This is a genomic window from Marinobacter sp. M3C (genome assembly GCF_023311895.1).
Taxonomy (GTDB): Bacteria; Pseudomonadota; Gammaproteobacteria; order Pseudomonadales; family Oleiphilaceae; genus Marinobacter.
Genome location: NZ_CP092285.1, coordinates 68,496 through 93,647, shown reverse-complemented (window position 1 = coordinate 93,647; position 25,152 = coordinate 68,496). Strand labels below are relative to the sequence as shown.

The window sequence follows — 25,152 nt, the reverse complement described above, 5'->3', positions numbered from 1 at the left end:
TCACCGAGGGGCTGCGATGGCCGCCTGCGACGATGGCGAGATCGTCGCAAAGTTAAGCCACGTCACCAACACTGACAGGCATCCGAAGGGTATCGCCGCCTCGTTATTGCAGAAACGTGTAAACGAGGAAATGGATGGCAAAATGTGCGTCGAAGTGTTTCCCAACTCCACTCTTTATAATGACGACAAGGTAATCGAGGCGATGCTTCGGGGCGACGTTCAGCTGGCCGCACCGTCACTCTCAAAATTCGAGAGACTGACCAAGCAGTTCCGCCTTTTCGATCTGCCCTTCATCTTCTCAGATATCGATGCAGTGGATCGATTTCAGGCCTCCGATAATGGGCAGGCCATGCTTGACAGCATGCAGCGCCGCGGCCTTCAGGGCTTGGCCTATTGGCATAACGGCATGAAGCAGATGTCGGCCAATGTGCCCCTGCTCGAGCCTTCGGACGCCGAAGGGCTAAAATTCCGCGTTCAATCCTCCGATGTGTTGGTGGCACAGATGGAGGCGATTGGAGGCAGCCCGCAAAAAATGGCCTTTTCCGAGGTTTACGGAGCGCTTCAGATGGGCGTTGTGGATGGTCAGGAGAACACTTGGTCCAACATCTACGGAAAAAAGTTCTTTGAAGTTCAGGACGGCATCACCGAGACCAATCACGGTGTCATCGACTATCTGCTTGTGACCAGCGTCGACTGGCTTGACAGTCTTGACGCCGATGTGCGCGACCAGTTTCTGCAAATCGTGGCGGAAGTGTCCGATGCCCGCAATAGCGAATCCAGCGAGGTCAATCAAAGCGCCAAGCAAGCGATCATCGATGCCGGCGGCGTGGTGCGACAGCTGACCCCCGCGCAGCGCGACAAGTGGGTTGAGAAGATGAAACCCGTCTGGGAGAAATTCATGGGCGATATTGGACAAGAGAATATCGACGCAGCCGTCAACTCGAACTCCAGTTCGTAAATCCGCATGAACAGCACAGCCCCCACAAAGGGGCTGTGCTGTACCGGTATCGTGCAGTCCATATTGGTCTGCCCAGTTTTTCAACCACTTTCTTTAACGTGCTGTCTGGCTAACTCATAAATCTACTGAAATTCTGAGAGTCCGGAAACCTTATCTCTGAGATTTATGGATCCATGTTGCCAGCTTTGGCCAGAACCCTCAGTGCCAAGCAGTAGGTTTGCGAGTTAGTCAAACGGAACACTACCATCATGGAAACGTTACGATGCAGCAAAAGACAGGACTAATCGATCAGTTCGAGGAAACTTTGATCGCCGTGCTTATTGGACTCATGACGGCCATCACTTTCGCCAATGTTGTAGCACGCTACGCGTTTAACTCGAACATTCTTTGGGCACTTGAACTAACGGTTTTCATGTTTGGATTTTTGGTCCTTTTGGGGGCTTCTTACGCAGTCAAGAAACATGCGCAGCTCGGCGTGGATGTGATTTTGAATATTGTCTCACCTGCCATACGTCGCGTGCTTGCGCTTATCTCAGTCGCAGCATGCCTCGTCTTTTCATTGTTCCTGCTAAAGGGCGGTTACGACTATTGGGCTGTTTTTGCCGACTTGCCCCCCACATCAGGCCGCTGGTTCCCAACAGGATTCGATACAAGTTCGCGCAGTCAAAGCTTCTATGAGATGCAGGATGTACCGATGGTGGGCGCCCTCCGCTTCTTAGAAGATCTAATTAACTACGGCGATACATACGAAAAAATGCCCAAGGCCGTGCCCTATATTGTGCTGCCAATCTCTGCGTTTTTACTGGTGCTGCGATTTACCCAAGCCGCTATTGCCATTTGGCGGGGCGAGCTCGACCGTTTGATTGCCAGCCATGAAGTTGAAGATGAACTGAATGAAATCCGCGCGGGTCACGCGCATGACAGCCGCGGAGGATCCAATTAATGGATGTCGCCATTCTCTTTTTCGTAATCATTGCCTTACTGCTTATTGGTGTGCCGATTGCTTTCTCTCTCGGGCTCAGTTCCACACTCTTCTTGCTGATCTACTCAAATGCTTCGCTGGCTTCCGTTGCGGGCACGCTGCTTGAAGCGTTTGTTGGCCATTACACCTTGCTCGCGATTCCCTTCTTTATTCTCGCTTCGGCGTTCATGACGACGGGCGGCGTTGCGCAGCGAATCATCCGCTTTTCTATTGCCTGCGTGGGGCATCTGCACGGTGGCCTTGCCATCGCTGGGGTCTTAGCCTGCATGATGTTTGCGGCACTTTCGGGGTCATCCCCTGCGACGGTGGTAGCCATCGGCACGATTGTGATCGCGGGCATGCGTCAGGTGGGCTATACCAAAGAATTCGCCGCCGGTGTGATATGTAATGCGGGGACCTTGGGCATTCTTATTCCGCCATCCATCGTAATGGTGGTCTATGCGGCCTCGGTCAACGTGTCGGTCGGCCGCATGTTTCTCGCCGGCATCATTCCCGGCCTTCTCGCGGGTTTCATGCTGATGACGACGATATATATTATCGCCCGCGTGCGCAACATGCCCAAGGGGGAATGGCAAGGCTGGTCTGAGATCTGGGCCTCTGGCCGCGAGGCGGGTTGGGGCCTCTTCCTGATCGTGATCATCTTGGGCGGCATTTATGGCGGTGTCTTCACGCCAACAGAGGCAGCGGCGGTAGCAGCGGTCTATTCCTTCCTGATCGCCTGTTTCATTTATCGCGATATCGGGCCGCTTGCAACAACCGGAGAGGGCGCGAATATCAGTCTCCTGCGAAAACCGCATGCGATCTTGACCGTCTTCGTGCATCCCGACACCAAGAAAACCCTCTTCGATGCAGGCAAACTTACCGTGACGCTGCTTTTCGTGATCGCCAATGCGCTTATTCTCAAGCACGTGTTGACCGAAGAGCAGATACCTCAGCAAATAGCCAATGCAATGCTGAGTGCGGGCTTCGGCCCGGTAATGTTTCTGGTTATGGTCAACATCATATTACTAATCGGCGGACAATTCATGGAGCCCAGCGGCCTACTTGTTATCGTGGCACCGCTGGTCTTTCCGCTCGCCATCGAACTGGGTATCGACCCAATCCATTTAGGCATCATCATGGTGGTCAATATGGAGATCGGAATGATAACGCCGCCGGTGGGACTAAACCTCTTCGTGACATCTGGTGTTGCAGGCATGTCGATGATGTCGGTGGTGCGCGCCTCACTACCCTTCTTGGCCGTCCTGTTGGTGTTCCTGATCATAATAACCTACATCCCATGGATATCGACCTTCTTGCCCAATACCTTCATGGGGCCTGAAATCATTACCAAATAACGGAGTTCAATATCGCTTCATGGGCAACGATTGGCAGCGCCATACGTTGCCCATGAGGCCTTTTCAGTTTGCGATCAACGGATTGCAATGAGGAGATTTGATGGAAATTAACGCGCCAACGAAGTTAATAATAAAAAAAGAGCCAGAGCTCTTTCGTCAGATTTTACCGCTGAAAGGTGCCTGCATTGTGGAGTTGGGATGCGGCTCAGCGGCTCTTACCCGCTATATCGCTAACGAGTGCGAGCCAGCTTCAATTCTGGCTTGCGAAGTGGACCTTGTTCAGCACACTAAAAACAGCGCACGAACGAACTTACCAAATGTGACCTTTGTTGTTGCCGGGGCCGAGAGCATTCCAACTAGTGATTCTAGTGCTGACATTGTTCTGATGTTTAAATCTCTGCATCATGTGCCAAAATATCGCTTGGCTGACGCCATGTCAGAGATTTGCAGAGTGCTTCGACCAGGTGGCTTAGCGTATATCTCTGAGCCAGTTTTTGCGGGCGACTTTAATGAAATTTTGCGGTTGTTTCATAACGAAGAAACAATTCGGGAGAATGCCTTTAAAGCTGTTTTTAATGCGGTTGAAGAAGGTGTTTTTGAGCTAGTCGGCCAGCACTTTTTCCACATGCCAAGCGTATTTAACAGCTTCGACGAATTTGAGCAGCGAATGATCAACGTGACGCACACCAACCATCAGCTGACGCCTGAATTGTTGGCAGCGGTAGAAGCTAAATACAACCACTTTGCTGAAGATGGCCGAGTTTGTTTAACGGCGCCCATGCGAGTTGATCTACTACGCAGACCGGTTGCCTAACTTTGAAATTAGGGGCTCACTCTGAAAGGCGGTATAGCCGTTAGTAGTTATGATAATCCCGAATGGATTGAATCAGCGCCTTGCAAGCTTCCGGCAATGAGGCGTACTCCCGCACAATCACCGCTCGTTCTCGCGTTGCCCACGCATCTTTTAAAAGCACTATGTCCAGCTTCATATTCTTCTGGTAACGCAAAGCGCTAGACTCCGGAAGAATAGCCATGCCAACGCCGGCCTCGATCATACGGCAGGTTTGCTCAAAACCGTAAACCTGCATCCGCAGTGACAACTGCTCGCCAAGTTTTGCCACTTCTTTTTTGAGAAATTGGGTTAACGTGCTGCCATCGTGCAAACCCAAATAAGGGAACCCAATGGTATCTTTGAAATCAACGGGTTTACTGCCAGCTAAGGGATGCTGGGACCCTACAACCGCAACCAAACGATCTACGCTAAAAGGTAGAATTTCAACGCCTTTTATCTCGATTTTCCCGGAAGTTACGCCCAAATCAGTAGCTCCGTCGAGCACCCCGCGAAAAATGTCATTTGTGAGTCTTTCTTGCAAATCAATGGTTATGCCCGGCCTTTGGCCCAGAAAGCTGGCGAGGACTTCTGGCATGAAATCTGTGACCGCGGTGGTGTTGGCAAAAATCCGAATATGCCCACTGTCGCCATCCTGATACTTGGAAAAGTCCGTTTTTACATACTCAACCTGCCTCATTATCGAACGCGCATGTTGGAGCAGCTTTTCACCAGCAGGTGTCAGTTCTACTCCCTGGCTAGCGCGATAAAACAAACGACTACCCAGCTGACCTTCTAAGGACTTAATGCGAGTGCTCGCTGCGGCTGTTGAAAGGCTCGCGCGCTTTGCCCCCGCGGTCATACTGCCGGCTTCTGAGACGTGAATGAAAAGTCGTAAATCGGGTAAGTCAAAATGCATGATGCGTTGCTCGGTTGAGTCAAGAGTTCATCTTTTTACCAAGTAGAGAGTAACACTTTACGGAATGAGCTTTAGACGAATTTTTGCGGATTGGCTTTTATTCCGAATTCAACTCAGAACCTTAGTACTCCGGCAAATTGGCTAGAATACACAGTGCTGTTTGGAGCCTATCCGCATTAAACGCGCTGTTCAGGTGATCGAGCGCCATATAAACGCTACCCCTCGCACCATGGCAGCTAACCGCTATCCATCGATGGTGAGGCGCCTCCAACCTGGCTCGCGAGCAACTGATAAAGTTTTTTGGCTGCTTCGCTAGGGCTATCGTTTTGCAAGTAGAGGTAAAAATTAATGGTAGGCAATGACGGCAACCTCTGGTGTTCACCTAGCACTCTGAATTCGGGTGTGACCATCTCAATACTGCGGGCTGTAATGCCAAGTCCAGCTCGCACTGCCGCTTTGATTCCTGCCAAATTAGGCGCAATGTAGCTTTCTTTGTAGTCCCACTGCTCGCGAGTGAGTGCTTCAAGAGCGATAGCTGGAAAAATGCTGGGCTCATCAGCCAAAACTAGCGACAGCGGCTCATCACTAACTAACTGATAGTCACTGGCAGCAATCCACACCACCGGAGAACTCCGAAGCACCAGATTTGGATAGCCATCTGCTTTACGCGTCGAGATGGTCAAATCAAGCTCACCGGCGAATAGCATGTCCATAAGGTCTGGGCTGCGGCCAACATGTATAGCCATCGACAAGCGCGGGTTGACTCGTGCAAAGGATTGCAAAATGCTCGGTAGCACTGTGTCAGCAATATCCGCTGGTGCTCCTATTCGTACCGGGCCAATAAGCTCCTGATCATCCAGTGTTGTCCACAGTTCGTCGTGTAGCGCAAGCAGACGGCGAGCATACTCTGACAGGCGAGCGCCCGCCGCTGTCAGTTTTTTTCGGCGGCCACGCGTTATAAATAGCGATACTTGCAGCTCATTTTCCAAGCGCCCCATTTGTTGGCTAATCGCAGGCTGCGATTTATGAATCCTCAGTGCAGCCTTGGCGAAGCTCTCTTCGTCACAAATGGCGACGAATGTTCTGAGCAGTGATAGGTCTAGGTGGCGCATATAGTTAAGCTCTGATTATCTATTACAGCTTAAATCTTATTATAAATAGCATGCTTAAAGGAGTAATTTAGACGGAACTTTAATTACAAGGGAATAGCTATGAGTTCTTCAGCCTCACGTCGCCAGCAGGTCGTTTCGGATGCGCTTAGCCGAGTACATAAAATATTGGCTTCTGAGGCCGTAACCCGTCAGTCGCTCGACACTATATTGGACGAGGTCAAACAGCTAGCCACACAAAGCTCGCTTTGGAATGAGTCCGACTTTCCTCCGCCGAAGCCTGACGAGTATCAAGCTCGATACCTTATCGACCAGGGCGACGACTTGACCGTCGCACTCTACCTGAACGTTATGCGCCCCGGAAAATTCGTCCCCCCCATGACCATACAACCTGGGCCTGTATCGCAGGCGTTGCGGGTGATGAATACAACACACTGTATAAACGATTGGATAATGGCCGCGAACCGGGAAAAGCCACGTTGAAAACCGGCGAGGAAATTCTTGTCGGCCAAGGGGGCGGTGTTGCTCTGCTGGCCGATGACATTCACTCGGTTCGTGTTGACGGTGATTTGCCTGTTCGCCACCTGCATCTTTATGGGCGCGCGTTGGAGACACTCTCACATCGGACAAGTTTTGATGTCGATGCAGAAACCTGCAAAACCATGGACATTGGTGTCAAAAGCCGAGTTGCAGAAGGTGAGGGTGAAAGCATGGAGAGTAACAGTGCTTAGTATCGCACCTCAGGAGCTAAAGCGATTACTGGCAAGCGCCGGCCAAGAGGTCGCTTTTCTCGACATTCGTGAGTTCGGTGAATACGGCACAGGCCATCCATTCCAATCGGTGAACGCGCCTTTCAGCCTTCTTGAGGCTCGAATCGGTGAACTGGTACCAAGGCTCAGCACATTTTTGGTCTTGATGGACAGCAGTGATGAAGGCAGGGCTCGCCGCGCGGGCGAATGTCTGGCAGATCTCGGTTATAGCAATATAGCCTGGCTGAGAGGCGGTGCTGCGGGTTGGCGGGATGCCGGTTATAGCCTCTTCGCTGGAGTTAATGTGGTTAGCAAGACCTTCGGCGAGCTTGTACATAAACAGTTAGAGCCTGCCGAAATAGGCGCCACTCAATTAGCCGAATGGCAGAGCCAAGGCCGGCCTGTTTATATTATTGATGGCCGTCCTGTTGCCGAATATAACAAGATGAACATTCCTTCGAGCATGTGCTGCCCCAACGGCGAACTCGCTAAGCGGATTTCCACTATCCTCGATAGTGACACTGAAACGCCGGTGGTCATAAATTGCGCGGGTCGCACCCGTAGCATTATTGGAGCCCAGACTCTTCGTTGGCTGGGTATCAAGAATCCAGTCTACGCCCTTGAAAATGGCACTCAAGGATGGCAATTAGCCGGACTATCACTTGAGCACGAAAGTAAACGCTATTACCCCTATGAAGTCAGGGTTGACCCCGCATTTTGCGCGGCTGCCCGCCAATTTTCAGAATCGCACCAGGTTGCGGCGGTTAACGAGCCAACGTTGAATGACTGGCTAGCGGACGAGCAACGCACTACTTATGTTTTTGACATTCGCACTGAGGAAGAATATCGAAAGAACGGACACGCAGCTGCAGTCCACGCGCCAGGCGGACAATTGATCCAGGCCTTTGACCATTGGGTAGGCGTGCAGAGCGCTCGCGTAGTGCTGATCGATGACGATGAGTGCCGCGCTCCAATGGTTGCTGGCTGTTTAGCGCTGATGGGAGTAGACGTTGCCTGGCTGCGAGGTGGAAGGGATTCATGGAGACGCCTGCGTAACTTTAAGAAGCAATCTGATTTGCGCCTGGAAATCCCGCGAAAAGTGCAGCTAGAAGAAGCTTTGCACCCAGCAACGTTTTGTCTCGATGCACGCCCCAGCATGCAGTATCGAGAGGGTCACTTACCCGGTTCCTGCTGGGCAAACCGGTCACTATTCAATGAGCAGATCACCGGTACGGATTATCAGCAGTTCGTCGTAATAATTGCCGATATGGAACGCGCGGCATGCCTCACCGTAGAGCTCAAAGCACAAGGCTTTAAAAACATAGGTTGGTTGGCTTCAACACTTGTAGACTGGCAAAGTAAAGACATTACCCTAGAGCGCACTCCGAATAGACCAAATGACACCAGCTGCATAGATTACCTGTTTTTTGTGCATGACCGACACGATGGCAACCTAGAAGCTTCCCGCCGTTATCTAGCTTGGGAAACCGGCTTGTTAGCCCAACTTGACTATCAGGAGCGCCGCATCTTCAGAATCTAAGCATGTTTGAGAAGATACTTAATAAAACGAAAAGCTAATCTGATAGATCTTGCCTGCCATTAAGGAATTTCGGCCATCTATTTTTAATGGTTGGTCGATCGGGTAAACAGACGCGCCGTTTTTATAAATCTAAAGGAGATCAAACGGCCTGAATGACACTATTAAAACCCTCGCGTTATTTTGCCTTGGCCGGTTTTCTGCCGGCCGGGGTCGTCTTCTTGATGGTCTCATTCGAATACACGGGTTATTCCGCATTCGCAGTGGCGGCTTCGGTGGTGGCCGCGATCGCAGTCGCAATTTTCAGTTTTGGCGTCCGCGCCTCTCGGGTCGTGTTTGTGCTGATCGCGATCGCATTGGTGCTTTGGGCCGCGCTGACGAATACGGGGTGGGTGGCAGCGACCGCATTAGCGGCGCAGCGTGGTGCGATGGTGATGGCGTTGTTCACCGCCCTGACGGCTATCCGCAATGCCGCCATAAGCGCGCCGGCAATCGTCGAATGCGGGCGTTTCCTTGCACGGCAGCGTTCGGGGTTGCGCTACACCGCACTGACCATCGGCGGGCATCTGTTCGCGCTGGTTCTGCTTTATGGCTCAATATCGTTGCTGGGGACCTTGGCGACCGAAAGTGCGGCGCGCGAGCCAGACCCTGAGATTCGCAGGCAACGCACCCGCCGCATGATGATTGCGATCCAGCGGGGCTTTGCGTCCACCCTGTGTTGGTCGCCCCTGGGGTTTTCGATGATCATCAGCGTGTCCGTCGTGCCGGGTGCAAGCTGGAGTGCTGCTGCTCTGCCGGGGCTGGTCAGTGCGCTGATGATGCTGGTGATCGGATGGGGTCTGGACGCACTTTACAAGCCGCAAGTGAAATCGAATACACGCCCGCCGGAGACAGAGCGATGGGTGACTCAGTTGAGTCCACTGCTGGTGCTGCTGGGTCTTGTACTGGTCGGCGTCGCGTTGTTGCATATCGTCACGGGAGTCGAGGTGATCGGTGCGGTCATGTCGCTGATTCCCGTCATTGCCATTCTGTGGATCGCAATGCAACAACCCCCGGTTGGTTTGACGCGCAGCGTCAACGTCTGGCAGCGCGCTCGGCTGTTCGTCACGCGCGAGCTGCCCAGTTATCGCGGTGAGATCGTTTTGCTGTTCATGGCCGGATTTATCGGCAGTTTGGGGGCATTCCTGTTGGTGCCGCTGGTGCAGGCACAAGGGCTTGATCTGACAACGATCCCACCCTGGATTATCGTCGCCGCGATGGTTTGGATCATCCCCGTTACAGGGCAGCTGGGCATGAACCCAATCCTTGCCGTTTCGCTGCTGGTGCCCATTCTGCCTTCGCCGGAGATTATGGGAATTCCACCTACGGCGATGGTCGTGGCGATCACAGCCGGATGGGCGCTGAGCGGGGTAACCTCACCATACACGGCGTCCGTCATGCTGGCTGCGTCCTTGGGCGGAGTGTCACCCCTACGGGCGGGTTTGGGCTGGAACGGAGTGTATATTCTCGCGGCCGGCGCTGCGCTCACCATTTGGGCGCTATTGCTTTTCTATCTCCTTTGATCCAAACCGGTATCAGGAAATTCGTGGTATAATCAACAGTCTGATTGAGAAACTAGACGGAACGTCGTTCATCCTAATTACACCAATGAACACGCTATCCGTCAGCGCGGAGAAGTAGCTCGGCGGCGCCGAGCGCATAGGGTTTTCCTGCAATATCTTTAGCGAACGGTTCTTGAAATTATTTAAATAAGGCTATGCGACATGACTGAAGATCATCTGCGATCGTTTCTTTTTGTTCCGGCCACGCGGCCAGACAGAATCGGTAAAGCGCTCGCTAGCGGCGCTGACGCCGTCATTGTGGATCTCGAGGATGCGGTGCCCGCCGACGCCAAGGATCAGGCGCGCTCTACCCTGGCGACGTTCTTCGAGCAGAATCCCGACGTGAAAGTGTTGGTGCGGATAAACAGCGCAGACACGGACGCATTTGAAGCCGATCTAGCGCTTTGCCGTGATGCCGAAGCAGTGTTTGGTGTAATGCTGGCCAAAGCAGACAGCGCCAAAGACATCGAATACACCGCCAATACAACGAAAAAACCGGTATGGCCGTTGATTGAATCCGGCGCGGGCATTGCGGCACTAGCGGAACTGGTAAAGGCACGTGGAATTGCACGTTTGAGCATTGGAGCTCTAGACCTAGCGTCCGACCTTGGGCTGATCTCGGACACCCCAGGTGCCGAGAAGATGCTAAATCACTGCCGTAGCCAACTGGTAATTCATTCCCGCGCGGTGGGCTTGGCACCTCCCGTGGAGACGGTGGTACCGGTAATTGACCAACCAGATGTAGTCTTGCGGGTGGCGATTAACGCCAGTCAGATGGGTTTCACCGGCATGCTAGCCATTCATCCAGCACAATTGCCCGCTATTCATCAAGCCTTTACGCCGGACTCCAATCAAGTTGAGTGGGCGCAGCGAGTGGTTGCTGGCGCGGCAGAGTTTGGTGCCATCTTTCAGCTTAACGGTAAAATGGTGGACGCCCCGGTTATCAAACAGGCCCACAGCATTTTGGCGCGAGCACAGCCACAGACATAAGCGATTGCAGCCGGGTTTTCCAACCCGGCTCTCAAATCAATCCCCCCAGTATGGGGGGGGGACGCAAGCGCGCCGCTGAATCTTCTCGATACGCGTCTGTTTCAAATCACCCCAACACTTTTGAACCCTTGAATTTGATCTTCGTGATAGCCAAGTTCGGCAAGAATGTTGGCGGTATGTTCACCCAGAGCGGGGACCGGGTTCATCACCGGGGTATAGGCACTACTTCGGCCTGGAGGCAGCGCCGCCGAAACTGTGCCCGCGGGGCTTTCCACCGTATGCCAATGATTTCGGGACTTCAGTTGCGGATGCGCCCAGACATCGTGCATATCGTTTACTTTGGCATTAGCGATGGCTGAGTCATCCAATCGCTGAGCTGCCTGCTCCGCGGACATAGACGCAAATACTTGCTGAATAATGCCCCGCAGATCGTCACGGTTCTCCGAACGCAGCTTGTTACTGGAAAAACGGTGATCATCTGCCAATTCAGGCATATTCAAAACCTTATTACAGAATGCCAGCCACTCGCGCTCGTTCTGAAGGCCCAGCATGACCTGCTTGCCATCGCCCGCCATAAACGGGCCATAAGGATAGATCGACGCGTGGGAGGCTCCGGCTCGCGGTGGTGGCTCAGCACCTTGATAAGCGTAGTACAGCGGATACCCCATCCACTCAACAAGGCACTCAAGCATCGACACATCGATGTGTGAGCCTTCTCCTGTTCTTTGGCGGAGCATCAAAGCAGACAGAATGTTGGTGTAAGCGTACATGCCGGCAGAGATATCGGCAATCGAACAGCCCGCCTTCGCCATGCCGTCGGGCCCTGGGGCTCCGGTTGTAGACAGAAAACCACCCTCGCTCTGAATCAACAAATCATAAGCCTTACGATACTGGTAAGGCCCGCTGTCGCCGTAACCGGAAATGTCACACACAATCAGTTTGGGAAATCTTTTATGCAGGTCGTCATAAGAGAGACCCAGACGACGACAAGCTCCCGGAGCTAAATTCTGAACAAAAACATCAGCCTCTTCCAACAATTGATCAAGAATAGGCTTTGCCGGTTCCGTTTTGACATCCAGAGTAAAACTTTCCTTTGAGCGGTTAGTCCAGACGAAATGTGACGATAGGCCATGGACCCGCTCGTCGTATCCGCGGGCAAAATCACCAACGCCGGGACGCTCAATTTTGATAACTCTAGCACCAAGATCCGCTAACTGACGCGTGCAGAATGGGGCAGCAATCGCATGCTCTAAGCTGACCACTGTGATGCCGTCCAACGGACGGAGTTCGCTGTTGCTCATGTGCGCTTCCTGTCAATTAGTGGGGTCGGAGGTGACATGGGGCAGCAGATTACGAACACTGCTGGCATCCCGAAGCCGCCAGGCCCAACTGATCAGCTGATTCGCCTCGGCCTGCGTGGTGGCTTTTGAAAAAGCGACCAATCTATGAAACTTTTCTTCTAACTCGCCACGAGACATCGGGTTGCCCGGATCCCCTTTGGGATCGTCTATTGCGGCACTCAGTCGCCGTCCATCGATTGTGACGACCTCGATTCGGCCCAACCATTTGGCTGGATAGGCTCTGTCCACTTCCAGATCCAGCGACATACTAACCAGAGAGCGGAAGTGTGCTACTTCTTCACTCTGCAATGCGCGATCCTGGAAGTCGAGGACACCGGCACTGCCGTATACGGCAATCAGTCCCAACACAGTACCCATCGAGAACTTTGCCTGGTGAATGGTGGTGGGCTCGTTCACCATACCCAGCACATCGATTGCGGCTTGGTGCACTTTTGCCACAACAGACTCGATGTCACTGCTTACGAGGTCATGTTTCTGCATCAGTACCAGCAGTGCGTCTGCCGCCGGGTGCGTATGTCGGCAGGAAGCGTGAAACTTGAACGAGGTTTCCGCTAGCGCCCAACGAGACCCAAGTTGGTCTGTCAGGAACGCAGGCTCAGCATCGCTGGACATACCCGCAGCAATACCCTGTCGGCCTTCAAGAATCTGGCTCGCTCCGGTAAGCCCTTCCTCAGTCATGTAGGCCGCAAGCAGTCCGTCTGCAGCCGCTTTTGCGGTGTGCAGCTGTTTGGAATTCGCAGCGTCACGCAGGAACTCCCACAAACCAGACGCCTGGGTACCAGCGCTTCCTAGCGCATTAACGAACTGATCTGTGTTGAACTTAAACAACTTGCCCACAGCTACTGCTGCGGCCAATGTACCGACTGTCCCGGTCGTGTGAAAAATTGTGTAATGAGAGCGCCCCAAGAATTCACCGATCCGAATTCCCGCCTCATATCCGGCGACCGACGCCAAAATTAGATCCCGACCGGAAACGTCCAGATCCTGAGCAGCAGCCAAGACTGCCGGGAACACCACGGTACCGGGGTGAAGTACCGAGCTGTTGTGGAGGTCATCCTGCTCAACCACGTGAGATGAAGCAGCGTTTACAAATGCAGCGAACCAGGGCGAGGTACGGCTTCGGTCAACCAGCACTTCGCAACGACCACTATCGGGGCCCATCCGCCGAGCATATTTCTGAAAAAGAGGAATCGGAGGGTAGTCCTTTCCGGCCAGTGCCGATCCCATCCAATCTAGAAAGAGCTCCTCGCAGCGCTCAACGACGTAATCCGGAATGTCGTCGTATGTCAGGTCAGCCAAAAATCCAGCAAGTGCCCGGGTTGCATCAGTCATTGTCAACTCCTAGAACGACCGCGGTAGCTGAAGAATATGCTCAGCAACGTAGGAAAGAATCAGATTCGTTGAAATCGGCGCCACTTGGTACAACCGAGTCTCGCGAAACTTACGTTCAATATCGTATTCGTTAGCGAAACCGAAGCCACCGAAGGTTTGCATGCAGGCGTTAGCCGCCTTCCAAGAGGCTTCTGCAGCCAGGTACTTTGCCATGTTGGCGCTAGCACCGGCATTGTGGCCGTGGTCGTATTCCCAGCAAGCCTTCCAACGCATCAGGTCGGCCGCTTCAACCTCAATGTGAGACTGTGCGATGGGAAATTGAATTCCCTGGTTTTTGCCAATCGGCCGGCCAAAAACTTCCCGCCCACACGCGTATTTGGCAGCTTTTTCAATAAACCAGTGACCGTCACCAATGCATTCGGCTGCGATCAACGCACGCTCGGCGTTAAGGCCGTCCAGAATATAACGGAAACCCAGACCTTCCTCGCCAATCAGGCTGTCGGCTGGAAGTTCCAGATTGTCAAAAAACAGCTCATTGGTTTCGTGATTTACCATGTTGGCAATGGGCTGAACAGACAAGCCATTCCCGATAGCCTTGTGCAGGTCAACAATAAAAATGGACATGCCTAAAGACTTCTTAGTGACTTCTTGCAAAGGTGTTGTGCGGGCCAGCAGAATCATAAGATCGGAGTGTTGAACCCGCGAAATCCACACTTTTTGGCCGTTGATGATGTACTTGTCGCCTTTACGCACCGCGGTGGTTTTGAGCTTTGTGGTATCAGTACCCGTTGTTGGCTCGGTTACAGCCATTGATTGCAGGCGCAGTTCGCCGGAAGCCAGTTTTGGCAGGTAATATTCTTTTTGCTGATCGCTGCCATGGCGCAGCAAGGTGAACATGTTGTACATCTGGCCGTGAATGGTTCCAGCGTTGCCGCCACAACGATTCACTTCTTCCAGGATTACCGATGCTTCGGTCAACCCCAGGCCAGAACCACCAAATTCTTCAGGAATCATGGCTCCCAGCCAGCCAGCTTTGGTCATCTCTTCAACAAAGGCTTCGGGAAAGGCCTTTCTCTCGTCCAGCTCACGCCAGTATTCGGCACCATAGTTTACACACAGGCTACGTACGCCATCGCGGATAGCATCCAGGGATTCTTGATTATCAAACATGATCTTTTCCTTAATAGGTTACACGGGCTTGCTGGGCCGGGCCGTTGTCGTTAAAGGCTAGCAGCACGCTTTCGTTGTCGGTTTTTGCATAGCCGCCAAGGCTGAACTCTGTTCCCTGAATTAATGGTCGAACGCCACGGTACTCAAAGTGCTTTGGCTCTTTTCCAGGGTTGTTGCTGATAAAACTGTGTAGCAGCAGAGTGGCGATCAGTGGGCCGTGGACCACCAAGTTTGAATAGCCCTCGCTTGCGGTCACGTAGGGATAATCGTAATGGATGCGATGGCTATTGAAAGTCACCGCCGAGTAGCGGAACAACATTACCGAAGACGGAGTCACGCTCTCTTGCCAGTGCATCAACGGAATCTCGCCGCTGTCTTGCAGGCGCGGCGCGGTTGGTGCGCGATAAACCACATCCTGTTCTTCGTTAATGCATAATATATTGTCTTGGATGTACTGGTGCCGGAGCGTAACGAACAATAACGCTCCGGTGTTGCCTTGCTTTTCTGCGATCTTAATGATCTCAGTGCGGCGCTGTGCTGGTTTTCCGACTAGCAAAGGGGTGTGGAAAGCAAGGCGGCCACCGGCCCACATACGGTTGCGACCTTCGACCGGAGGCATGAACTGACCCAAAGCGGGGTGGCCGTCTGGGCCTGTCAAATCTTCACCGACGGGTTCTTGAAAAAATGCCCAGTGCCACAAATTTGGCATTGGCATTCCGTGTTTTGGCGTTTCAGTTCCGAATGTAACGGCTATTCGCTTAACGAGACATTCGGAAATACTGTCTTCAACCAATTCGCTTTTGCCTAGCCAGCTATTATATGAGTGATTGCCCATAAACGCTCCTGATTCGCTCTTGTTATGCTTTATGTGAGAAAAGTATGCGTAATTAACAGCAACTATAGAATTTTAGAATGTGGAAGGCTGGGTTCACAAATTTGGAATGTTTAGATTTTATGTATAAAAATCATTATTTTGAAGCTTTATTGGTCGCCACAGGATAGCTACTCTGGAAAAGCAGTGAGCGTACATAATTCAGCACTTATACCCCAGCTTTACGACTGAACACGTTCATCTCATAATAACCTCGTGAGGCGTCTCCATGCTTAAGCATTCATTCCATGGCGTAGTTGATCTCCTTCACGTCACGAAGAAGCGCGCTGGCCACTTCTGAGTGAACCTGCGAACGGCCAATTCGAACGTCCCAACGCCCACGGGCGTATCTGGTTTTCCACCCAGTTATTATCGATGGGCACCGTCCCATCATCGAGATAGCGCGTCAGCGCTTTCCAGCGTTTAAGGCTGTAATCGAGGGCTCTGGCCGTGCCGGAGCCATCCGACACTTTCTGTCGGTTAGCCAACATCCATTGATGCAGAGCATCAGCAATGGGCCGAGCTTTTTCACTTCTGATGGGTTGTCGTTTATCCGGCGGCAGGTCTTTGGCTTCTCGCTCAATCATCTACAGTTGGCCGATGTATTCGAGAGCTTGTGCCGCCAGTTCGCTCTTGTTGGCCGGCCTGGTGCAAGTCGTAGAACATGCGCCGGGCATGAGCCATGCAACCGATTTCGGTGATGCCGTTGCCGAAGCCCGCTTTATAACCTGAGTAATCGTCGGAGACCAATTTGCCTTGCCAGTCGCCCAGGAAGCTACGCGCGTGCTCGCCGGCGCGGTTTGGAGCGAACTCGTAAATCACCTCGCTGAGATCTGAGAACGGTGTCGTGCAGTAAGCCCAGACGTAAGCCCGGTGGGTTTTCTTCTTGCCCGGGGCCAGCATGCTGACCGGTGTTTCGTCAGCGTGTAACACGGTATGTTGTAAGAGGACGTTTCTCAGCGCATCCACCACGGGCTGTAACTGCACGCCGCAGGTTCCCACCCAGGCAGCCAGCGTGGAGCGCGGGATGGTGAGGCCGGCGCGATCGAAGATGCGTTCTTGACGATACAGTGGTAAATGATCCGAGTACTTGGCCACTAGCACTTGGGTAAGCAGTCCAGCGGTGGGGATGCCTTTATTAATGACCGGAGCCCGGATCAGGGTGCGGGGCAATTCTAGCGGCAGCGGAGCCCACTTGGGCTGTTTTTTTGGTGGGGTCGATGCTTCATCGACTGTTATCTGGGCCAGTCTGGCTTCGATGGCGCCAAGGTTGACGTCGATCAGTTAATCCAAAAAGTTACCTTGAACTGCATCCAGCTGTTCGCTGCGTTAGGCGTATTTATGGCGCTTAAGAATCGCCACTTTGTGGGTCAGCTTTTCGATGACCGCATCACGGTGAATCAGAGCCCGATCTTTGTTCTCCATGCGATCAAACAGATCTGCCGCTGGGGCGTGGAGTTGTTCGTTAAAGAGTTGGTTAAGATCGGAACGTTGTGACATGCCGAACAGTACCCCCTCTGCCAGCCTAGTTGTCCAGTTGGCGATTTTGCCTAAATTCATGTCAGATTGGGCGGTATGAGAGCAGTCATGCCACGTTATTCCGAGGAACGTAAAGCGGCCGTGTTGAAGAAGTTATTACCTCCGCAGAACCGCAGTGTGGTGCAGGTGGCGGCAGAGGAAGGCATATCGGATGTGACTCTGTATAGTTGGTTAAAACAGTGTCGACAACAAGGAGTGCCTGTGCCGGGTTATCGTAATGCTGGAGACGATGGGTCTCCTGATGCCAAGTTGGCCGTCGTGATCGAAACGGCGTCTATGTCTGAAGCGGAACTGGGTGCGTATTGCCGCCAGAAAGGCCTGTATCCCGAGCAGGTGCAGCGCTGGAAAGAGGCCTGCCTACACGGTACGGGCCTGCAAGAAGGGCAAGAGAAAACCGCTCAGAAACAGCAGCGCGATGCCCGTAAAACCATCAAAAAGCTGAGGGCGGAAGTTCGCCGTAAAGACCGGGTTCTGGCGGAAACAACTTCTTTGTTGGTGCTGTCAAAAAAGCTCGAAGCCTTGTACGGCGAGGACCCGGACAGCGAGGACAGCTAACACCGCTGGCCGAGCGTACAAGGCTTTTAAACGACTATGACGAAGCTGTCGCCAGTGGCGCAGCCCGATACAAGGCGGCCGACTTGATGGAGCTGAGCCAGCGCACGTTGAAACGCTGGCGACGCGCTAACGGCACTGTGGCAGAGGACCAGCGCCCGCAAGCGGAGCGCGTTGTGCAGCCACACCAGCTCACTCACGCTGAAGAAGCGGCCATTCTGGACACGTGCAATGAACGGGAGTATCAGAGCTTGCCACCGTCCCAGATCGTACCTCGACTGGCGGATAAAGGGCTTTATCTGGCGTCGGAGTCTTCGTTTTACCGAGTGCTCAAAAAGCACCCGCAATTGAATCATCGGGGCCGCATGAAACCACCGCGCAAAGTCCCTGAGCCCACTAGCTTTACGGCCACTGGCCCGAACCAGGTGTGGAGCTGGGACATCAGTTATTGCCCCTCAGAGGTGCGCGGTCAGCACTGGTATCTGTATCTGATCATGGACATCTACAGCCGCAAAATCGTGGCTTGGGAAATCCACGGAGCAGAGTCCGGCGAGCTTGCCAAAAAGCTCATAGATCGAGCTCTGTTGCGCGAGAGATGTTGGCAAAACCCACCGGTGCTGCACTCCGATAATGGCGCGCCGATGACGTCCTACACACTGAAAGCGCGGCTGGCAGAATTGGGTATGTTGATGTCTCACAGCCGACCCAGAGTGAGCAACGATAACCCGCACTCAGAGTCGTTGTTCAAAACGCTGAAGTACTGCCCGAAGTGGCCCGCCAAAGGCTTTAGATCACTGATAGCGGTGCGTGAATGGATGCTGTTGTTCGAGCAGGCCTACAACGAGGAGCACTTGCACAGCGGCATCAACTTCGTGACGCCCGCACAACGACACCAAGGTGTTGATGCAGAGTTGCTAGCCAAACGTGAAGCGGTGTATGAACGAGCAAAGAGTCTGAATCCCAGGCGTTGGTCTGGTGACATTCGAAACTGGAAAGTCGCCGGAGCCGTATCGCTCAACCCTGGAAAATTGCAGGAAATTGAGCGCAATAAACAGGCTGCTTAAGTGCAGCTATTTGGACAACTGGGTTGCAAATCACCGAGTATGCCACTACAAGGTTTGCGGACAAGCCGCTGAGATCCTTGGTGGACAAACGCATACCGACAAACAATCGAGGCAGCCGGCGCCTGAAAATCATGCGCATTAGAGACATGACCATCGGCCAGTTGCTGGAACTGAAAGCATTCACCTGCCAGCGAATCGATCGTAAGCGCCAATAAATCAGCACCTACATTCCGGCTCGCCGATTGCACACACTGACTTCCTCACCCATTCCAAAAGGAATCAGCATGACCCCAACCGAACGAGCGCATGTCTGGCAGCAGCATATCACTGACTGGCAGGCCTCCGACGCGCCCGGCAGCGCTTACTGCAAGCAACAGCCACTGGTTTACCATCAATTTGTTTACTGGCCCCGACTGAAGACTTACTGGAACACCTTCAAAAGCACTCGGTATCAGCGGCCTTTCAGCTGCTGCATTGCTGTCGGTTGTATAAGGTCTTCAGCAGGAACTGACGGCCAAAAGCGGTGAAATTCAACAGCGCGATCACTACATCCAGATTTTCAAAGAACTGCTGCGTTTGAAGCGAATTCAGCAGTTTGGTGCTAGCAGTGAAAAGCCCGCACACCAGATTCAACTGTTTGATGAAGCAGAGCTGGAAGTTGAGAGTGAGCGTCCGGTAAATCCATCTTGAGCCCCGTGCCGCAGCCGTCAGGATAGTGTCCACCTATTTCTTAGTGGACTTTGTAGTGGTTAACTAAGTTTGGTGCTTGATGGGTTAATTAGATATTTGGAGTGGCAGCACTTTTAGCTGATCTTTATTCTTTTATAAGAAATCGGGATTAGGGTTGAAGAGCCAGTCCGACCTTGGAGCCGTTGCGGCGCTTCAGACGATGGCTGATCCAGTTTCCTGTCGCCACCAACTGGTGCAAATCGACGCCGGTTTCAATGCCCAGTCCGTCCAGCATGTACAGCACGTCTTCGGTGGCCACATTGCCAGACGCACCTTTGGCGTAGGGGCAGCCACCCAGGCCGGCAACGGACGCATCTATCACCGCCACGCCTTCCTCCAATACCGCGTACAGATTGGCCAGGGCCTGGCCGTAGGTGTCGTGAAAGTGTGCCGCCAGGTGTTCAACCGGCACATGACGGGCAACGGCTTCGAGCATACGCTTGGCCTTGGCCGGGGTGCCGGTGCCAATGGTGTCGCCGAGTGAAATTTCATGGCAGCCCATGTCAAACAGGGCTTTGGCCACTTCGGCCACTTTGGCCGGGGCAATCTCGCCTTCGTAAGGGCAGCCCAGCACGGTGGACACGTAACCACGCACCGGAATGCCGTTGTGCTTTGCGGCTTCCATGACCGGAGCAAAGCGCTCAAGGCTTTCGGTGATGGAGCAGTTAATGTTTTTCTGGCTGAACGATTCTGAAGCCGCGCCAAATACCGCCACTTCGCTGGCACCCGCGGCCAGAGCGCCTTCAAAGCCACGCAGGTTGGGCGTCAGCGCCGAATAGCACACACCGGGTTTGCGCTCGATCAGTGCCATCACATCGCTGGCGTCGGCCATTTGCGGCACCCAGCGTGGTGATACAAAGCTGGCGGCTTCCACATGGGTAAGCCCGCACTCTACCAAACGCTTGATCAGCCGAGCTTTTACTGCGGTAGGAATCACCGGGCCGGGCTCGTTCTGCAAGCCATCGCGGGGGCTCATTTCTACCAGTCTTACACGCTTGGGAAAGGCCATTAGCCTGCCTCCTGTTGCTCGCTTTCAGTCTCTACTTGCACTGCGATCAATTCTGCGCCTTCCGCCACCTGGTCACCCTCGGCGTAAAAAATGTCGGTGACTACGCCATCGGCTGGCGCCTTAATGGCGTGCTCCATTTTCATGGCTTCCATAATCACCAGAGTTTGGCCGCTGACTACTTTATCGCCTACTTTCGCCTGAATCGCCACTACTGCGCCGTTCATGGGTGCGGCCAAGCTGCCTTCGCTGGCCATTTCTTCAAAGCCGTAGGTTTCACGATAGACCACACACGGGAAAGTCTGCCCTTGATGGAACAAGACCAGTTGATCGTTATGCAGGTTGCCGTGCACGCTCAGACGGTGGCCGTTAACCACCGCTTGCAGGTGATCGTCGTCGAGCCGCGCAGTCAGGTTGTAAAGGCTGCCGTTTACCGTCACCTGATAGCCGTCGTCTTGCTCCAACACCTTCAGTTCGTGGACGTCGTCGCCCACTTTGAACTGCAAGGGTTGAGCGTATTCCGAGTTCATGCGCCAGCTGTTCTGGCGGCCAAACGGCGACCAGGGATCCTGGGCGTTCACTTCACCGGCTTTACGCTGCTCCAGTACGAAGCCAGCGGCCAGTACCAGGGCTTTTTGAGTGTCTAGCCGTGATTTCGGGAACAGCAAATCGTGGTGGTCGTCGATGAACCCGGTGGTTAGCTTGGCCTCGCGGAAGGGCTGGGCGTCGGCCAGAGCGTGTAAAAAGCGGATGTTGGTTTTCACCCCTGCGATGCGGTAGCTCTCCAGCGCCTGCACCATGCGGTTGATGGCCTGTTCCCGGGTTTCATCCCACACAATCAGTTTGGCAATCATCGGGTCGTAATGAATGCTGATTTCGTCGCCTTCGGTCACGCCGGTGTCTACCCGTACGTGTGCGTTTTCATCGGGCGTGGTCAAATAGCGCAGGGTGCCGGTGGCGGGTAGAAAGTCCTGGTCCGGGTCTTCGGCGTAAATCCGCGCTTCCAGGGCGTGGCCACGGGTTTTTACGTCGTCCTGAGCCAGTGGCAGCAGGTCGCCCCAGGCCACTTTCAATTGCCACTCCACCAGATCCTGGCCGGTGACCATTTCGGTGACCGGGTGCTCTACTTGCAGCCGGGTGTTCATTTCCATAAAGAAGAACGAGCCGTCTACGTCGTAGAGGAATTCGACGGTGCCGGCGCCAACGTAATGTATGGCTTTGGCGGCGGTTACAGCGGCTTCACCCATGGCCTTGCGGGTTTCATCACTCAGACCGGGTGCGGGAGCTTCTTCCAGCACTTTCTGGTGGCGCCGTTGTACCGAGCAGTCGCGCTCGGCCAGGTACACGCCGTTGCCGTGCTGGTCGCAAAACACCTGGATTTCCACGTGGCGGGGCTGGGTCAGATAGCGCTCGATCAGCATATCCGGGTTGCCGAACGCGTTTTTAGATTCACGCTGGGCGGCGGCCAGGGCTTCATCAAACTCGCCTATGTGCTCCACTACTCGCATGCCTTTGCCACCGCCGCCGGCAACGGCCTTTAACAGCAGCGGAAAACCACACTTTTCGGCTTCGGCGCGCAGGGTTGCCAGTGCCTGGTCGGCACCGTGGTAGCCGGGCACTAACGGCACGCCGGCTTTGCCCATAATCTCCTTGGCGGCGGATTTGGAACCCATGGCGGCGATGGCCGAGGAGGGCGGGCCAATAAACACCAGATTATTAGCCTCGCAGGACTCGGCAAAACCGGTGTTTTCGGACAGAAATCCGTAGCCGGGGTGAATGGCCTGGGCGCCGCTTTTCAGCGCGACCTCAATAATGATATCACCGCGCAAATAGCTTTCAGAGCTGGCGGCGGGGCCAATGCGAAAGGCCTCGTCGGCCATGGCCACGTGGCGGGCGTTGGCGTCGGCATCGGAATAGACAGCCACACAGCGAATACCCATGGCGTGTGCGGTTTCTATGATCCGGCAGGCGATTTCGCCGCGGTTGGCGATCAGTATTTTTGTAAACATCAGTGTTGGTCCTCCGGAACCCAGCTGGCGGCACGTTTTTCAAGGAAAGCGGCAAGGCCTTCCTGGCCTTCTTGTCCCACGCGGATATCGGCAATGCGCCGGGCCGTGTCTTCAATCACATCTGCACTTAGCGGTTGTTGGCTGACGGCAAAAATGAGCGCTTTGGCGGCGCCCATGGCCTGGGGGCCATTGCCAGCAAGCTGCCGCAGCATTTGGTCGCAGCGGGTTTGCAGGTCGTCGTTGTCTGTCGCAACGATGTGCACCAGCCCGAACTCGCAGGCCTGATAGGCATCGAATACTTCCGCCGTCAAAAAATAGCGCCGCGCTTGGCGCTCACCTATGGCGCGCACCACGTAAGGGCTGATCACGGCTGGAATCAGCCCCAGCTTCACCTCGCTTAAGCAGAACTTACTTTGTTCGGTCGCAATCACGATATCGCAGCAGGCTGCCAGGCCCACGGCACCGCCAAAAGCGGCACCCTGAACCAGTCCGATCACGGGCTGTGGCAGGCTGTTCAGCACCGACATCAGGCGCGCGAGCTGGCGTGAATCGTTCAGGTTTTCCTGCTGGCTGTTGTCGGCCATGCGCCGCATCCAGCCCAGATCGGCTCCGGCGGAAAAGTGTTTGCCTTCGGAACGCAGTACCACCACGTTAGTGCCGCTGTCTTGCCCGATCTGTTGGAACGCGGCAATCAGCTGGCCGATGATCACGTCGTCAAAGGCGTTGCGTTTTTCGGGGCGGTTCAACACCACCTCGGTCACGCCGGGGCTGCGGGTGTTGATCACAACGGCCATATTTTGGGCAGAGTCAGGGGCCGAGTTTGGGACAGAATTTGGTTCGGTCATGGTCATTCCCCCGTTACATGCGGAACACGCCGAAGCGTGTTGGCTGGGCGGGGCGGTTTAGTGTGGCCGAAAGACTCAGGGCCACTACTTCGCGGGTTTGGGCTGGGTCTATCACGCCGTCGTCCCACAGGCGGGCACTGGCGAAGTAGGGGTGGCCCTGGTGTTCGTAGGTGTCAATAATGGGTTGTTTGAAGGCAGCTTCGTCTTCGCCGCTCCAGGTTTCGCCATTGCGTTCCATGCCGTCGCGGCGAACCTGTGCGAGTACACCGGCAGCCTGTTCGCCACCCATTACGGAAATGCGGGCGTTAGGCCACATCCACAGGAAATCGGGGCTGTAGGCGCGGCCGCACATGCCGTAGTTTCCTGCGCCGAAGCTGCCGCCGATCAGTACGGTAATTTTTGGCACGTTGGCGCAGGCGACGGCCATCACCATTTTGGCGCCGTGTTTGGCAATGCCTTCGGCTTCGTGCTTCTGGCCCACCATAAAGCCGGTCACATTTTGCAGGAACAGCAGCGGAATATTGCGCTGGCAGCAAAGCTCTATGAAGTGCGCGCCTTTTTGGGCGGATTCGCTGAACAGTATGCCGTTGTTGGCAATAATGCCTACGGGATAGCCGTGCACATGGGCAAAGCCGGTGACCAGAGTCTGACCGTAATAGCGTTTGAATTCGTCGAATTCCGAGCCGTCTACAACGCGGGCGATAACGTCGCGCACGTCAAACTGTTTGCGCAGGTCGGTGCCGACGATGCCGTAAATTTCGCTAGCGTCGAACAGGGGCGCTTTGGGTTTGCGAATTTGCACGTCTGCGGGTTTACGGCGGTTCAGGTTAGACACGCAGCGGCGCGCGATGTCCAGGGCGTGGGCGTCGTTTTCGGCGTAGTGGTCGGCCACACCGGACACTTTGCAGTGCACGTCGGCACCGCCCAGATCTTCGGCACTGACCACTTCACCGGTGGCGGCTTTCACCAGTGGCGGGCCGGCCAGGAAGATGGTGCCCTGGTTGCGCACGATGATGGATTCGTCGGCCATGGCCGGTACGTAGGCGCCGCCGGCGGTGCACAGGCCCATCACCACAGCAATCTGGGGGATGTCTTCGGCGGACATGCGGGCCTGGTTGTAGAAGATGCGGCCGAAGTGATCACGATCGGGGAACACTTCATCCTGGCGCGGCAGGTAGGCGCCGCCGGAGTCTACCAGGTAAATGCAGGGCAGGCGGTTGGCGAGGGCGATTTCCTGGGCCCGCAGGTGTTTTTTGACGGTGAGCGGGTAGTAAGTGCCGCCTTTTACGGTGGCGTCGTTCGCGATGATCATGCATTCGGTGTCGCTAACGCGGCCGATGCCGGCGATCAGGCCAGCGGCGGGTATGTTGTCTTCGTAAACGTTGTAGGCGGCGAGCTGGCCGATTTCGAGGAACGGCGAGCCGTCGTCCAGCAGGCGGTTAATGCGCTCCCGGGGCAGCAGTTTGCCACGGGCGATGTGGCGCTCCTGATAGCTGGGGCCGCCGCCTTGCTGGATGGTGGCAACTTTTTCCCGCAGGTCGGCTACGGCGTCGGCCATGGATTGGTGTTTGGCCTGAAATTCTTCAGATCTGGAGTTGATTTTGCTTTGGAGTATTGTCATAGCCTTGGTTTCCGTGCATCGGGCCTGGAGTGTTTGGCGTTG

Annotated in this window: 20 protein-coding genes and 2 pseudogenes; 11 read left to right on the top strand and 11 right to left on the bottom strand. The window is 54.3% G+C overall.

Annotated elements, in window-relative coordinates:
- Nucleotides 1-16: 16 nt before the first annotated feature.
- From MIH18_RS22880 to MIH18_RS22865, 4 genes are all read left to right on the top strand, one after another.
- Nucleotides 17-958, top strand: coding sequence for a DctP family TRAP transporter solute-binding subunit (locus tag MIH18_RS22880; RefSeq protein WP_249014809.1), 942 nt, complete (start codon nucleotides 17-19; stop codon nucleotides 956-958).
- Between the two features lie 262 nt (nucleotides 959-1,220).
- Entirely contained in the window at nucleotides 1,221-1,901 is a 681-nt protein-coding gene (locus tag MIH18_RS22875) for a TRAP transporter small permease (protein WP_249014808.1), read from the top strand.
- Nucleotides 1,901-3,277 (top strand): TRAP transporter large permease, encoded by a 1,377-nt coding sequence (locus MIH18_RS22870; RefSeq protein WP_249014807.1) that lies wholly within the window; start codon nucleotides 1,901-1,903, stop codon nucleotides 3,275-3,277. The genes MIH18_RS22875 and MIH18_RS22870 overlap by 1 nt, the downstream gene beginning before the upstream one ends.
- 100 nt (nucleotides 3,278-3,377) lie before the next feature.
- Nucleotides 3,378-4,091, top strand: coding sequence for a class I SAM-dependent methyltransferase (locus MIH18_RS22865; RefSeq protein WP_249014806.1), 714 nt, complete (start codon nucleotides 3,378-3,380; stop codon nucleotides 4,089-4,091).
- A gap of 40 nt (nucleotides 4,092-4,131) precedes the next feature.
- On the opposite strand, the gene MIH18_RS22860 is transcribed toward MIH18_RS22865, so the two are convergent.
- Together MIH18_RS22860 and MIH18_RS22855 are read right to left on the bottom strand one after the other, a co-directional pair.
- The gene (locus MIH18_RS22860; protein ID WP_249014805.1) at nucleotides 4,132-5,025 is read right to left on the bottom strand and encodes a LysR family transcriptional regulator; all 894 of its coding nucleotides are present in this window, start codon (nucleotides 5,023-5,025) and stop codon (nucleotides 4,132-4,134) included.
- Nucleotides 5,026-5,261: 236 nt separating this feature from the next.
- Nucleotides 5,262-6,137, bottom strand: a complete 876-nt coding sequence (locus MIH18_RS22855; protein ID WP_249014804.1) for a LysR substrate-binding domain-containing protein — start codon at nucleotides 6,135-6,137, stop codon at nucleotides 5,262-5,264.
- A 476-nt stretch (nucleotides 6,138-6,613) separates the two neighbouring features.
- Between MIH18_RS22855 and MIH18_RS24075 the strand changes: the two genes are divergently transcribed.
- The 4 genes from MIH18_RS24075 (at nucleotide 6,614) to MIH18_RS22835 (ending at nucleotide 11,011) form a co-directional block, all read left to right on the top strand.
- Nucleotides 6,614-6,865 carry a hypothetical protein gene (locus tag MIH18_RS24075; protein WP_349293817.1) on the top strand — a complete coding sequence of 84 codons (252 nt, stop codon included), beginning with the start codon at nucleotides 6,614-6,616 and terminating at the stop codon, nucleotides 6,863-6,865.
- Complete coding sequence (locus tag MIH18_RS22845) at nucleotides 6,807-8,423, top strand: rhodanese-like domain-containing protein (protein WP_249014829.1); 1,617 nt, start codon at nucleotides 6,807-6,809, stop codon at nucleotides 8,421-8,423. The genes MIH18_RS24075 and MIH18_RS22845 overlap by 59 nt, the downstream gene beginning before the upstream one ends.
- Before the next feature lie 152 nt (nucleotides 8,424-8,575).
- On the top strand, nucleotides 8,576-9,982 hold the full coding sequence (locus tag MIH18_RS22840) for a hypothetical protein (RefSeq protein ID WP_249014803.1): 1,407 nt from the start codon (nucleotides 8,576-8,578) through the stop codon (nucleotides 9,980-9,982).
- A gap of 201 nt (nucleotides 9,983-10,183) precedes the next feature.
- The gene (locus tag MIH18_RS22835; RefSeq protein WP_249014802.1) at nucleotides 10,184-11,011 is read left to right on the top strand and encodes a CoA ester lyase; all 828 of its coding nucleotides are present in this window, start codon (nucleotides 10,184-10,186) and stop codon (nucleotides 11,009-11,011) included.
- A 101-nt stretch (nucleotides 11,012-11,112) separates the two neighbouring features.
- On the opposite strand, the gene MIH18_RS22830 is transcribed toward MIH18_RS22835, so the two are convergent.
- The 5 genes and pseudogenes from MIH18_RS22830 to MIH18_RS22810 form a co-directional block, all read right to left on the bottom strand.
- Nucleotides 11,113-12,312 (bottom strand): CaiB/BaiF CoA-transferase family protein, encoded by a 1,200-nt coding sequence (locus MIH18_RS22830; RefSeq protein WP_249014801.1) that lies wholly within the window; start codon nucleotides 12,310-12,312, stop codon nucleotides 11,113-11,115.
- Between the two features lie 12 nt (nucleotides 12,313-12,324).
- Complete coding sequence (locus MIH18_RS22825; protein WP_249014800.1) at nucleotides 12,325-13,704, bottom strand: MmgE/PrpD family protein; 1,380 nt, start codon at nucleotides 13,702-13,704, stop codon at nucleotides 12,325-12,327.
- Between the two features lie 9 nt (nucleotides 13,705-13,713).
- Entirely contained in the window at nucleotides 13,714-14,874 is a 1,161-nt protein-coding gene (locus MIH18_RS22820; protein ID WP_249014799.1) for an acyl-CoA dehydrogenase family protein, read from the bottom strand.
- A 10-nt stretch (nucleotides 14,875-14,884) separates the two neighbouring features.
- Nucleotides 14,885-15,709, bottom strand: coding sequence for a MaoC family dehydratase N-terminal domain-containing protein (locus tag MIH18_RS22815; RefSeq protein WP_249014798.1), 825 nt, complete (start codon nucleotides 15,707-15,709; stop codon nucleotides 14,885-14,887).
- Between the two features lie 272 nt (nucleotides 15,710-15,981).
- Nucleotides 15,982-17,245 (bottom strand): annotated as a pseudogene (locus tag MIH18_RS22810) (IS66 family transposase); the annotation flags it as partial.
- Nucleotides 17,246-17,332: 87 nt separating this feature from the next.
- On the opposite strand from MIH18_RS22810, the gene MIH18_RS22800 reads away from it, so the two are divergent.
- The 3 genes and pseudogenes from MIH18_RS22800 to MIH18_RS22795 form a co-directional block, all read left to right on the top strand.
- Nucleotides 17,333-18,900, top strand: a protein-coding gene (locus MIH18_RS22800; protein WP_249014796.1) for an IS3 family transposase whose coding sequence is annotated in 2 segments (ribosomal slippage) — nucleotides 17,333-17,818 and nucleotides 17,821-18,900 — 1,566 coding nt in all. Because the reading frame shifts where the segments join, the coding sequence is not laid out codon by codon here.
- Nucleotides 18,901-18,980: 80 nt separating this feature from the next.
- Nucleotides 18,981-19,115 (top strand): hypothetical protein, encoded by a 135-nt coding sequence (locus MIH18_RS23990; RefSeq protein ID WP_283164907.1) that lies wholly within the window; start codon nucleotides 18,981-18,983, stop codon nucleotides 19,113-19,115.
- Nucleotides 19,116-19,407: 292 nt separating this feature from the next.
- Nucleotides 19,408-19,569, top strand: a pseudogene (locus tag MIH18_RS22795) (hypothetical protein); the annotation flags it as partial.
- A gap of 169 nt (nucleotides 19,570-19,738) precedes the next feature.
- Here the strand turns inward: MIH18_RS22795 and MIH18_RS22790 are convergent.
- The 4 genes from MIH18_RS22790 to MIH18_RS22775 are packed head-to-tail and all read right to left on the bottom strand — an operon-like array spanning nucleotide 19,739 to nucleotide 25,110.
- A complete protein-coding gene (locus MIH18_RS22790) occupies nucleotides 19,739-20,638 on the bottom strand; it encodes a hydroxymethylglutaryl-CoA lyase (protein WP_249014795.1) in 900 nt (299 codons plus the stop codon).
- Nucleotides 20,638-22,644, bottom strand: a complete 2,007-nt coding sequence (locus MIH18_RS22785; protein ID WP_249014794.1) for an acetyl/propionyl/methylcrotonyl-CoA carboxylase subunit alpha — start codon at nucleotides 22,642-22,644, stop codon at nucleotides 20,638-20,640. The genes MIH18_RS22790 and MIH18_RS22785 overlap by 1 nt, the downstream gene beginning before the upstream one ends.
- Complete coding sequence (locus tag MIH18_RS22780; protein ID WP_249014793.1) at nucleotides 22,644-23,489, bottom strand: enoyl-CoA hydratase-related protein; 846 nt, start codon at nucleotides 23,487-23,489, stop codon at nucleotides 22,644-22,646. Before MIH18_RS22780 ends, MIH18_RS22785 begins: the two co-directional genes overlap by 1 nt.
- 13 nt (nucleotides 23,490-23,502) lie before the next feature.
- A complete protein-coding gene (locus tag MIH18_RS22775; protein WP_249014792.1) occupies nucleotides 23,503-25,110 on the bottom strand; it encodes a carboxyl transferase domain-containing protein in 1,608 nt (535 codons plus the stop codon).
- Between the last annotated feature and the right edge of the window lie 42 nt (nucleotides 25,111-25,152).